The 14,103-nt window shown below is 64.1% G+C and carries 1 protein-coding gene; it reads left to right on the plus strand.

The annotated features are described in order from the left end of the window. Positions 1-14,062: Ig-like domain-containing protein (locus tag DBY66_RS15905; protein ID WP_113049444.1), on the plus strand; the 14,062-nt coding region annotated here is incomplete at its 5' end. Positions 14,063-14,103: the final 41 nt, after the last annotated feature.

Consider the following 14,103-nt stretch of genomic DNA (forward strand, 5'->3'; position numbering starts at 1 on the left):
CAACAATCCTGGCGGCGGCGATCCCGGCAACGGTGGCGGCAATCCTGGTAACGGCGACACCACCGCACCCGATCCGGCCGGAAATATCGTGGTCAGCGACAATGTCGGCAGCAGCCAGGGGCCGTTACTCAACGGGCAAACCACCGATGACAATACGCCAACGCTGACCGGTACGGCGGAAGCGGGAGCCGTGGTTAAAGTGTATGACGGTTCCGTTCTGCTTGGCAGCGTCACGGCGGGAGCAGACGGGCGCTGGAGCTTTACCACACCGGCACTGAATAACGGCAGCCACACGCTGAGCGTGACGGTCACCGATGCGGCAGGCAATGTCAGTCCCGCCACCAGCGGATTCGTGATCAATGTCGCCGCCGGCATCGCACCTACCAGCAGCACGCTGGAAATCACCGATGACAGCAGCCCTGCGCTGCGTACGCTGCCGGACGGGTCCAGCACGCGTGACACCACCCCAACCCTGAGCGGGCTGGCGGGCGCCAATGAGCTGGTTACGCTCTATAACGGCACTACCGTACTTGGCAGCACGCTTGCCGACGCAAGCGGGCAGTGGAGTTTTACGCCTGCAGCGCTGCCGGATGGCAGCTACGCCTTCCGCGCGGTAGCCACCGATGCCGCCGGAAATAGCACATCATCCGTCACGCTGACCATTACTATTGATACGGTGCCGCCAGCCGTCGCCAGCGATCTGCTGCTCAGCAGCGACAGCAGCGGCCCGCTCGCGCCAATTGCCACGAATGGCGTGACCCGTGATACCACGCCGGTGTTAAGCGGCAGCGCTGAACCAGGCAGCGTCATCACCGTACGTGACGGCACGACGGTACTGGGCAGCGCTATCGCAGACAGCGACGGGCGCTGGAGTTTTACCACCCCGGTGCTGAGTGAAGGCAGCCATACTCTGACTACTACCGTGACGGATGCGGCAGGCAATACCGGCCCCGCTTCCGCTCCGCTGCAGCTGACGGTTGATACCACGGCTCCGGAGGCGATAACCGATCTGCGGGTCTTTGACGACGCGGGCGACAGCCAGGTTGAGCTGCCGCAAAACGCCACTACTGATGACAATACGCCCGTGCTGAGCGGCAGCGGGGAGCCGGGCGCCTCGGTCAGCATCTACGATGGTGACGTACTGCTTGGTGTGGCCCTGGTTGACGTTAACGGCAGCTGGCAGTTTACCACCCCTGCGCTCAGCAACGGCGCGCACAGCTTCACCGTTATCAGCACTGACGCGGCCGGTAACATTGGTCCGGCCAGCACACCTTTCACGCTTAACGTCCAGGCGGATCTGCCGCCAGCGACCACGCCGCTGGAAGCGGTAAGCACCGGTGATAATACGCTGCAGCCGCTGACCGACGGCGCGACCACGCGCAGCGAGGAGTTAACGCTAAGCGGCGTCAGCACGCCGGGCAACCTGATTACACTCTTTGACGGAAACACTGAAATCGGCAGCGTTGTCGCCGATAGCAACGGCCAGTGGTCGTTTGCCCTGCGCGGTCTGTTCCAGGGGCTGCACAGTTTCTACCTGCGTACTACCGATGGCGCAGGCAACGTCACGCAAAGCGCGCCGCTGAATATCACCGTCGACAGCGTGGCACCGGCAGCGGCTGATGCGCTGACGCTAACCGGCAGTGACGGCAGCACCGTAGTCAATATCGCGCCGGAGAGCACCGTTAACGATGCCCGGCCGGTGCTGAGCGGCACGGCGGAACCGGGTGCGCTGGTGACGATTCGTGATGGCGACACCGTGCTGGGCAGCGTGACCACCAACAGCGACGGCAGCTGGCGCTTTACCACGCCGCAGCTGGGTGAGGGCAGCCACAGCCTGACCACCACCGTAACCGATCTGGCTGGCAACAGCAGCCCCGTCTCTGCGCCGCTGAATTTTACCGTAGATACAGTCGCACCAGCGGCGGTCAGCAATCTGCAGGTCACTGATAACGCAGGCGCTAGTACCGGCCCGCTGACTTCAGGCCAGCTCACCGATGACAACACGCCGACGCTGAGCGGCACGGCCGAAGCGGGCAGCGTGGTGCGCATTTATGACGGCGACGTGCTGCTGGGCAGCGCCGTTGTGGATAGCAACGGCAGCTGGAGCCTGACGCTGCCGGCGCTGAGCAACGGTCAGCATAACATTACCACCACCGTGACCGACGCTGCAGGGAACGTCAGCCCGGCGTCACCGGCGTTTACGCTGGCGATTGATGCCGGCAGCGTGCCGGCAACCAGCTCACTGGAGGTAACAGATGACAGCGGCAGCACGCTGGTTACGCTGGCAGATAACGACAGCACCGGCGATAACACCCCGGTGCTGAGCGGCGTCGCCACCGCTGGCGACGTGGTCAGACTCTATAGCGGTACTACGCTACTGGGCAGCGTCGTCGCAGACGGTGACGGCCAGTGGCGCTTTACGCCTGCCGCGTTAGCCGACGGCCCCTATGCGTTCCGGGCGGTTGCCACCAGCGCAGCGGGGGCGGAGACCTCCTCATCGGTTATCAATATCACCATCGATACCAGCGTGCCCGCCGCGCCGTCCGGCGTTCAGCTCAGCAATGAAAATGGCGATCCGGTTACGCCAGGCAGCAGCACCAGTCTCACTACGCCGACGCTGAGCGGCACCGCGGAGCCTGGCTCCACGGTGACCGTCCGCGACGGTGATACGGTGCTTGGCACCGCCACCACGGATGCTCAGGGCAACTGGAGCTATACCACGCCGCCGCTCAGCGATGGCGAACACGCGCTGACCAGCACGGTCACCGATGCGGCCGGTAATACCGGCCCCGCCTCTGACCCGGTGGCGGTCACGGTAGATACGCAGCCACCGGCCGCCGCCAGCGGTCTGCAGCTGAACAACCAGGAGGGTAACGCGCTGCCGGCGGGCGGTGCCACGAATGAAACCACGCCGACCCTCAGCGGCAGCGCCGAGCCGGGCAGCATCGTCACCGTTTCTGATAATGGCGACGTTCTGGGCAGTACCGTGGCGGGCGGCGACGGCAGCTGGAGCTTTACGCCGCCGCAGCCGCTGGATGAAGGCGCGCACGCGCTTACCACCACCGTAACCGATACGGCGGGCAACACCGGGCCGGCCAGTGCCCCGGTCAGCGTGGTGATCGACACTACTGCACCCGCGATCGCCAGCGATCTGCTGCTGAGCAACGGGCAAAACGGTAACGAAATCACCGGCATTACTAACAGCACTAAGCCGGTACTCAGCGGAAGCGCTGAGCCAGGCAGTACCGTCACCGTTTCTGATAACGGTAACGTGCTGGGCAGCACCACCGCCGGTAGCGACGGCAGCTGGAGCTTTACCTCACCGGTACTGCAGCCGGGTGAACATAGCCTGACCACGGTTGTCACCGATCCGGCTGGCAACAGCGGGGCAGCGTCCACGGCAGTGGTGTTTACCATCGATACGACTGCGCCAGCGGCACCCGCTGCTCTGCAGGCGGCTAACGATGAAGGTACTGCGCCGGTTCCGGTTAACAACGGTCTGACGAATGACGCCACGCCGCTGCTGAGCGGCAGCGGCGTGGCCGCAGGCAGCGTGGTGACAATTTCAGATGGGGATGAAGTACTGGGCTCCGTTACCGTGGGAGAGGGGGGAAGCTGGAGTTTTGCCCCAGACGAACCGCTGGCAGACGGTGAGCACAGCCTGACGGCCGTCACCACCTCACCGGCAGGGAACAGCAGTGCGCCTTCTGCACCGCTGGTGCTGACCATTGATACTACACCGCCCGTTGCGGCAGGCGGCCTGCAGCTGAGTAACGATCAAAACGGTAACGCCATCAACGCCGGCGGCGTAACTAACGACACCTCGCCGGCGCTGAGCGGCAGCGCTGAGCCAGGCAGCACGGTCAGCGTCTATGATAACGGCACGCTGCTGGGCAGCGTCAGCGCTGACGGCACCGGAGCGTGGCGCTTTACGCCGGAAACGCCGCTGGCAGCCGGACCGCACAGCCTGACCACTACGGTCACGGATGCGGCGGGTAACCGCGGCGATGAGTCTGAACCGCTTAACTTTACGATTGACACCACGCCGCCGCCTGTGGCGGACGATCTGGTGCTGAGTAATGACAGCAGCGGCACGCTGGTGACGGTCACCAACGGGACTACCAGTGATACTACCCCGGTGCTGAGCGGCACGGCGGCTGCGGGCAGCACGGTAACGGTACTTGACGGCACCACGGTGCTGGGCAGCGTGGTCGTGGATGACGGCGGTACATGGCGCTTTACGCCAGAGTCGCCGCTGAGCGAGGGTCCGCACAGCCTGACGGCTACGGTAACCAGCCCGGCGGGTAACGTCAGCGAGCCTTCTGCTGCGCTGGTGTTTACCGTTGATACTATTCCGCCAGCGGCGGCAGGCGAGCTGCAGCTCAGTAACAACGACGGCGAAACGCCATTGCCGGTTGATAACGGCGTGACCAACACGACGTCGCCGGTGCTGAGCGGCAGCGCCGAACCGGGTGCGCTGATCACCGTTTCCAATGGCGACACGGTGCTGGGCAGCGTAACCGCAGATACAGACGGCAACTGGAGCTTCACGCCAGAGGCACCGCTGCCTGAGGGCGATTACAGCCTGACCACTACCGTTACCGATCCGGCGGGCAACGTCAGCGCGCCATCGGCACCGCTGAATTTCACCATTGATACAACGGCACCCGAAGCTGCAGAGGCTTTGCAGGTCAGCAATGAGGCGGGCGGCGTGGCGCGCCCTGTCGCCGAGGCCGGTGCGACCAATACCACCTTGCCGGTGGTAAGCGGCACGGCGGAAGCGGGCAGCATCGTGACCGTCTATAACAACGGCGAAGTACTGGGCAGCGTCACTGCAGGCAGTGACGGCGGCTGGCGCTTTACGCCGGATGCGCCGCTGGCTGAGGGCGATTACAGCCTGACCACGCGAGTGACTGACGCCGCCGGTAACACCGGCGCGGCCTCCTCTGCATATAACTTCACCATCGATACCACAGCCCCTGGCGCCGTAGTCGACCTGACCGCGAGGGATGACAATAACGCACCGATCACCGGCGTCACCAACGACGCCACACCGGTGCTGAGCGGCAGCGCTGAGGCAGGTAGCCTGGTAACGCTCTATGACGGAACAGCCGCTATCGGCTCTGTCCGGGCAGACGCAGACGGGGCCTGGCGCTTTAGCGACACGGTCCTGACCGATGGCGCACATACCTTACGGGCCACCGCGACCGACGCCGCAGGCAACGTCAGCGCTACAGGCAACTCTGTGACCCTGACGGTGGATACCAGCGTGCCGGCTGCACCTGCTTTCTCCGTCACTTCCGGCGAAGGCGTGCCGGTTGCCAGTAACGGCTACACCAGCGACAGTACGCCGCAGCTCAGCGGTACGGCCGCCGCCGGCAGTCTGATCACTATTTATAATGACGGCACGGCTATCGGCAGCGTGGTAGCCGGTGGGGATGGCGGCTGGCAGTATACGCCCGTAGCCCTGGATGATGGCAGCTATGCGCTGAGCATTACGGAGACGACGCCGGCGGGCAACGTCAGTCCGGCCTCGGCCGTAACCACGATTAACGTGGATACGCAGGCACCGGAAGCAGCGCAGAACGTGCTGGTTAACAACAATGAAGGCAGCACGCTGGTGCCGATCAACAGCGGTGACGTGACCAACGACGCGACGCCGCAGCTGATCGGTTCAGCCGAGCCGGGCAGCGTGGTGCTGATCTATGACGGCGCTACGCAAATCGGTTCGGTTACCGTGAACAGCAGCGGCAGCTGGCAGTTCACGACCGGCGCGCTTACGCAGGGCGAGCATAACCTGAGCACCGTTGTCAGCGACGCAGCCGGGAACACCAGCCCCGCTTCGCCCACAATCACCTTTACCGTGGATACGGTCGCACCGGCTGCGGCCACTGAGATCGCGCTGGTGAACAACAATGGCGCTACGCCGCAGGCGATTACATCCGGCTCCACCACCGGTGACAACACGCCTGAGTTCTCCGGTCGCGCAGAGCCTGGCAGCACCATCGTTGTATCTGATGGCAATCTGATCCTCGGTACCACCACGACCGATGCACAGGGTAACTGGAGCTTCTCGCCGATCCTCAGCGACGGCCCGCACAGCCTGAGCGTGACGGTCACCGACGCCGCCGGTAACAGCAGCGCGCCGGGTGCGCCGATCGCCTTTACCGTGGACACCACGGCGCCTTCCGCCGTTACGCAGCTGACGCTGAGTAATGATAACGGCACTGCGCCGGTAGCCGTTCCCAACGGGGGCCTCACTAATGATGGCACGCCGCTGTTCAGCGGTCGCGGGGATGCGGGCAGCATTATTACCCTTACCGATCAGAGCGGTACGCTGCTGGGTTCCACCACGGTAAACGGACAGGGAAGCTGGAGCTTTACGCCTGCCACCGCGCTGGCGGACGGCAGCTACACCTTTACCGCCACGGCATCTGACACGCTTGGTAACGTCAGCGCACCGGTGACTTTCAGTGCGATCGTTGATACCACGCCGCCGGCGGTGGCAGCGAACATCGCGCTGACGAACAACGACGGCACCACGCCGGTGGCTATCGCCAGCGGCAGCATCACCACGGATAATACGCCGTTCCTCAGCGGCACCGCAGAGCCGGGCAGCGTGGTAACGATTCTGGACGGAACCGCAATACTGGCCAGCGTGACCACCGGCAGTAACGGACAGTGGAGCTATCAGCTGCCGCAGCTGGACGATGGCAGCTACAGCCTCACCACCACGGTGACCGATACGGCCGGTAACACCGGTCCGGCTTCTGCTCCTGTCGCCTTTACCGTGGACGCCACGCTGCCGGATGCCACATCGCTGGTGGTCAGTAACGACAACGGTACGACACCGCAGCCTCTGACAAACGGCGCGCTGACCACGGACAATACGCCACTGCTGAGCGGCACCGCGGAACCCGACAGCCTGATTACGCTGTATGACGGCGGAGTGGTGATTGGCTCGGTGACGGCGGACGGCGACGGCAGCTGGAGCTTCAGCTCACCGGTACTGACCGACGGCCAGCACACGCTGAGCGCCACGGTCACCGATGAAGTGGGCAACGTCAGCGCACCGTCCGGTGCGCTGACCATCAATATTGATGCCACTGCGCCGCAGCCGGCAGGCGATCTGCTGCTGCAGAATGATATACAAGCGACGCCGGTAACCATCAATAGCAACAGCGTAACTCCTGATGCGACGCCGCTCATCAGCGGTACCGCAGAGGCAGGAGCGACCATTATTGTGTATGACGGTGCGCAGGAGGTTGGCAGAACCACCGCCGATCCTCAGGGGGCCTGGAGCCTCAACACCAGCGCGCTGGCTGAGGGGGCGCACACCCTGACGGTGACCGCCACCGATGTAGCGGGCAACGTCAGCGAGGTGGCGTCGACGGTCAGCTTTACGGTCGATACCAGTACGCCAGCCGCGGTGCTGAGCTTTGATATCTACAACAACGCCAGCACCACGCCGGTGCTGGTGGCGAACAACGGCTTCGCCAGTGACAGCACGCCGGTGCTGCGCGGAACCGGCGTCGCCGGCACGGTAGTGAATATCATTCAGGATGGAGCCATCGTTGGCACCACAACCGTGGGTGAGAATGGCGTCTGGCGTTATGAATCCGCAGCGCTGGACGATGCAACCTATGCCTTCAGCGTCTCGGTCAGCAACGCGGCGGGCACCGCCGGCCCGGTTACCGGCCCGATTACCATCACTATCGACACGGTGGCACCGGAGGCAATTGACGATCTGCTTGTTACCGACAGCGTCGGCGGCGCTGAAGGTCCGCTGACGTCAGGCGCGATCACTGATGATAATCTCCCGGCCTTCAGCGGCACGGCGGAGGCGGGCAGCACGATAACGGTCTATGACGACAACGTGCTGCTGGGAACGGCCACCGCTGACGAAAACGGCAGCTGGAGCTTTACGCCAGATGCCGCGCTGTCAAACCGCGAGCATAGCTTTACGTTCACCGTGACCGATGCGGCGGGTAACGTCAGCCCGGCTACCGACGCCTTTACGCTGACGATTGAAGCCGATCTGCCACCGGTCGACAGCACGCTGCAGATCACCGATAACAGCGGCAGCACGCTGGTAACGGTAACAGACGGGGCCGCTATCCGTGACAACACGCCGGTCCTGCAGGGAACGGGTCCGGCAAATGGCACTGTAACCATTTCTGATAACGGTACAGTGCTGGCTACTCTGCCGATAGACGCGAACGGACAGTGGAGCTATACGCCAGATCCGGTACTGGATGAGGGCGCGCACGCGATTTCTGTCGTCAGCACGGATGAAACCGGCAATCCTGGCGATCCGTCAGCGGTGATTAATTTCATTGTCGATACCGTCGTGCCCGACGTCGTCACCGATCTCGCGGCGGCGAATAACAACGGTGCCACGCCGGTGCCGGTAACGGATAACGGCGTGACTAACGACAGTACGCCACAGCTCAGCGGCACGGCGGAAGCGGGCGGGCTGGTGACCATCTACGATGGCAATACGGTAATCGCTTCGGTCACTGCTGACGGCGACGGCGCATGGAGCACTACGCTGCCGCTGCTGAGCCAGGGCGCGCACGCGCTTAGTGTGACAGTGACCGATGCGGCGGGCAACGTCAGCGATCGCTCCGGCGCGCTGAACATCACGGTCGATACGGTAGCCCCTGCGGCCGGCACGGTGAACGTCACCGCGGGTGATTCGGCTACGCCGCTCACCAGCGGAGCAACCATCAATGACAGTACGCCAGCGCTGAGCGGCACCACGGAGGCAAACGCCACGGTCAGCGTGTATGACGGCACCACGCTGCTCGGTACCGCTATCGCCAGCGGCGCGGGCGCCTGGAGCTTTACCCCTGCCGCGCTGGGCGAGGGCAGTCACGCCCTGAGCGTGCGCGTCACCGATGCGGCCGGTAATACCGGTATCGCCTCTGCCGTCACCACGGTGGTGGTGGATACCGTGGCACCGGCGGCTATCTCCGGCCTGACGGCGGTCAATAACAACGGCAGCACGCCGCTGACTATCGCGGCTGGCAGCACCACCAGCGACAACACGCCGCAGCTGAGCGGCACCGCTGAGGCGGGCAGCATCGTTACCGTGCGGGACGGCACCACCGTGCTCGGCTCGGTAACCGCCGGCACCAACGGCGCGTGGAGCTTTACCACCGCCGCGCTGGCGGATGGTCCGCACACGCTGAGCGTGAGTGCCGCCGATGCGGCGGGCAACGTCAGCCCGGTGAGCGATATCAGCTTTACCGTGCTGACCGCAGCGGTCGCCCCGGTCACGGCACTGACGGTAACGGATAACGCCGGCGCGATTCAGGGGCCGCTGACCAGCGGTACGCCGACTGACGATACCACGCCAACGCTCTCCGGCAGCGCCGCGGCAAACAGCGTGGTGGTGATCAGTGAAGGCACTACGGTGCTGGGATCGGTGGTGGCAAACGGCGACGGAGCCTGGAGCTTCACCCCTGCCGCGCTGAGCGAAGGTACGCATCCGCTCAGCGTCACGGTACGCGATGCGGCGGGCAGCAGCAGCGATCCGGTGAACTTTACCGTAGTAGTGGATACCACTGCGCCAGCCACCTCAACGCTGGTGGTGACCAACGATGTGACCAGCGCAACCATCCCGGCGGGTGGCTACAGCAGCGATGCGACGCCGACCTTAAGCGGCGTGGCGGAAGCGAACGCCATTGTCACGGTACGCGACGGTAACGCGGTGCTGGGCTCGGTGACCGCTGATGCGGAAGGACGCTGGAGCTATGTCAGCACTACGCTGAACCAGGGACTGCATACCCTGAGCGTCACCGCCACCGATGTGGCGGGCAACGTCAGCGGCGCGACCAGCACCACGCTGATTGTGGATAGCGTGGCGCCGGTCGCCGTGAGCGGCCTGAACGCGGCTAACAACAACGGCAGCGCGCTGGTGGCAATTGCCGCCGGCGGCACCACCAGCGATGCCACTCCGCTGCTCAGGGGCACGGCAGAGGCGGGCAGCGTGGTGACGATCCGCGACGGCGACACCGTTCTCGGATCGGTAACGGCGGGCAGCGGCGGCGCGTGGATTTTTGTCACGCCGGCGCTGGCAGAGGGGGCACACACCTTTAACGTTACCGCCAGCGATGCGGCCGGTAACGTCAGCCCGAATGCGACGCTGACGCTGACGGTCGATACCACTCCGCCAGCCGCAGTAAGCAATCTGGTGGTCACCGATGACGCCGCGCCGAACACCGGTCCTCTGACTAACGGCGCCGTGACCAACGACACCACGCCGGTGCTGAGCGGTACGGCAGAGGCGGGGGGCGTGGTCACCGTCTATGACGGCACTGCAGTACTGGGTTCCACTGTGGCCGACGGCAGCGGCGCGTGGAGCTTTACGTCGCCCGCGCTGAATAATGGTCCGCATGCGCTGAGCGTCACGGTGCGTGATGCGGCAGGCAACGTCAGCGCGGCGTCGCCCACGGTCGCAATCACCGTGGACACCGTAGCGCCGGCTGCGCCAACGCTGGTCGTGACCAACGACGTGGCGAACACCACGGTGGCGAACGGCGCAGCAAGCGGCGACAGCACGCCAACCCTGAGCGGCAGCGCCGAGGCCAATAGCCTGGTGATTATCCGCGACGGCACCACGCTACTCGGTTCAGTCACCGCCAGCGGTACCGGCAGCTGGAGCTTTACCCCTGCCACGGCGCTCGCTGAGGGATCGCATACCTTCAGCATCACCGCCACCGATGCGGCAGGCAACGTCAGCAGCAGCGTCAGCTCAACGGCGATCATTGATACCGTTGCGCCAGGTGCGGTTACCGGTCTGGCTGCCGCCAACAACAACGGCAGTACGGCGATCGCGATTCCCAATAATAGCGTGACCAGTGACAGCACGCCGCTGCTGACCGGATCCGGTGAGGCGGGCGCACGCGTAACTATCCTTGACGGCAATGTTGCGCTGGGCACGGCGATTGTCAGCAGTAACGGCAGCTGGAGCTTTGTCAGCCCGGTGCTGAGTGAAGGCAGTCACACCCTGAACGTGACCCAGACCGACGCCGCCGGAAACGTCAGTCCGCCAGCCAGCATCACGCTGACGGTGGATACGGTGGCGCCGGCAGCGGTCAGTAACCTGACGATCACGGACGATATGGCGCCGGTGACCGGACCGCTCAGCGTTGGCGCAGTCACCAATGACGCGACGCCAACGCTGAGCGGGACGGCGGAGGCGAGCGCGGTCGTCACGGTGTATGACGGCAGCACGGTGCTGGGATCGGTGGTGGCAGGCAGCGACGGCGCATGGAGCTTTACGCCAGCTGCGCTGAGCAACGGCGTGCATTCGCTGAGCACGACGGTACGTGACGCCGCGGGCAACGTCAGCCCGGCGACGCCGGCGGTGTCGATTACCGTTGATACCGTGGCCCCCGCTGCGCCAACGCTGGTGGTCACCAACGACATTAACAACACCACGGTGGTAAATGGCGGCGCGACGCGCGACAGCACGCCAACCCTGAGCGGCACGGCCGAGGCAAACAGTCTGGTGATTGTGCGCGACGGCACCACTGTCCTGGGGTCGGTGACCGCCAGCAGCAGCGGCAGCTGGAGCTTCACGCCGGGAACAGCCCTCTCCGAGGGATCGCACACCTTCAGCATCACCGCCACTGATGCCGCGGGTAACGTCAGCAGCAGCATCAGTTCGACGGCGATTATCGACACCACGGTGCCGGTTGCCGTAACCGGCCTGACCCTGGCTAATAACAACGGCAGTACGGCGATCGCTATCCCCAACAACGGCGTGACCAATGACAGCACGCCGCTGCTGAGCGGATCGGGCGAGGCGGGTGCACGCGTCAGCGTTTACGACGGCACTACGCTACTGGGAACTGCGACCGTCGGCGGCAGCGGCAGCTGGAGCTTCATCACGCCAGCGCTGGGTAATGGTCCCCATACGCTCAACGTGACGCAGACCGACGCGGCGGGTAACGTCAGCCCGCAGGCTTCGGTCACGCTGCGGGTTGACACCGTAGCGCCGGTGGCCAGCACGCTCACCATTACGGATGATGCGGGCAGCGCGCCGGTAACGCTGACCAGCGGTGCCTTTACGCGCGATACCACGCCGACGCTGAGCGGTACGGCAGAAGCGGGCGCGCTGGTGACCATTTTTGACGGCACGACCGCACTGGGTTCCGTCACGGTGGGTACGGGCGGCAGCTGGAGCTTTACCACCGCGGCGCTGAGCAACGGGGCGCATACCCTGAGCACCACGGTGACTGATCCGGCAGGTAACGTCAGCAGCACCAACGTAGCGACCACCATCACCGTTGACACGGTGCCACCGGCGGCGGTATCCGGATTGCTGATCAACAGCGCCGGCACCAGCGTCACCGGCAGCGGCGAGGTCGGCGCAACGGTGACGGTCCGCGACGCCAGCGGCGTCACGCTCGGCACCACCACGGTGGGCAGCGGCGGCAGCTGGTCAGTGGCGCTGAGCACTGCGCAGACTACCGGTGCCACGCTCTCGGTGACGCAGAGCGACAGAGCGGGCAACGTTTCGCCATCGGCGTCGCTGCTGGGAGCCATCCGCGTTGTGGCGACCAACGATGTTAGCGAGGTTGATTACGGCACCACGCAGGCCACCATCAATAACGGCACCGTGAACTCTTCGCACACGGCGCTGCTTACCCTGGGGGTCGGCTCGCTACTGGGCGCCAGCGTGCTCAATAACGGTAACGCCTATATCTTCAATGTGGGTCAGGACGATTTCCGCACGGTAACGCTCTACGGCTCAGTAAACAGTATCGGCGTGGCGGCTAACTACTCGCTAAACCTCTACACGCAGCTGAGTAACGGCTCCTGGCAGCTGGTGAGTTCGCAGAGCAACTACATCAGCTCTCTGCTCTCAATCGGAACGATTCGCGGCGGTAACGTCACCTACAGCAATCTGAGTACCGGTAACTACGCGGTAGTGGTCGGCGCGAATACCAACCTCAGCGTACTGCCCACCACTACCGTGAGCACGGTGTCAGACTACACCACGCTGGCGGTGACCACGGCGGCCACCGTCACCGGTAATCTGCTGGCGAACGACACCAGTTCGATAGCCGGTACGGTACCGGCCGGTGTGGCGGTTACAACGGCGGGCGGCGCAACGGTTGCTGGCACGGGTAATACGGTGATCAACAGCAGCTACGGTACGCTGACCCTGGATGCGCGAGGCAACTATACCTATGCGCTGAAAGCGGGACTGAATATCGACACGCTGCCGGCGACGGATACCTTTACCTATTCAGTGCGGGACGCCAGCGGCACGGTAACCTCCGCCACGCTGACGGTAACGCTGCATAACGGCCCGGCGGCCACGCTGTTTGCCGCCACCAGTCTGCTGGCGGAAAGCAGCAGCGCTGAGCATGACGCGAGCGGCAGCATCTGGGCTGACAGCGCCGGCACGCACAGCGGAACCTTAACCATCACTAATGCTCTGGGGGCAGAAACCACGGTGGGAGCGGCCGGTATGACGCAGGTAGCCGGTGAGTTCGGCGTGCTGCAGGTCAGCGCCAGCGGAAGCTACACCTACTCACTCAATGCGGATGTTAACGTCCAGAACATTACGCATAAGGAGGTATTCAGTTACACCCTGGCGGGCCGGGACGGCACCCTGACCAGCCACAGCTTCACCATTGAGCTGCACCCGACCATTAACGGAACCGGCGGTAACGATACGCTGACCAGCAGCGCCTACGATGACACCATCACCGCTGGCGCCGGCGCAGATACGCTGGTTTACCATCTGCTGGATCGCGCTGACGCCACCGGCGGCAACGGCCACGACACCTGGACCGACTTTAACGTCGCCCAGGGAGACAAGATTGATATCAGTGAACTGCTGATCGGCTGGAATGATTCCACAAGTAATATTAATGATTTCGTGAAAGTGGACCATACTTCTGATGGCAGCACCGTGCTTTCAATCGATCGTGACGGTAGCGGGACGGGCTACAGCACTACGCAGCTGATCACGCTGGAAGGCGTTAACGTGTCACTGGAGGAGCTGCTGCAGCAACCGCACCAAAACCACACGGCATAGTGGTGTGTGACGCAGGGAAGCATCACGGGCACAGGAGGTGC

Source organism: Pantoea sp. RIT413 (genome assembly GCF_003057675.2).
In the GTDB taxonomy this organism is placed as follows: Bacteria; Pseudomonadota; Gammaproteobacteria; order Enterobacterales; family Enterobacteriaceae; genus Pantoea; species Pantoea eucrina.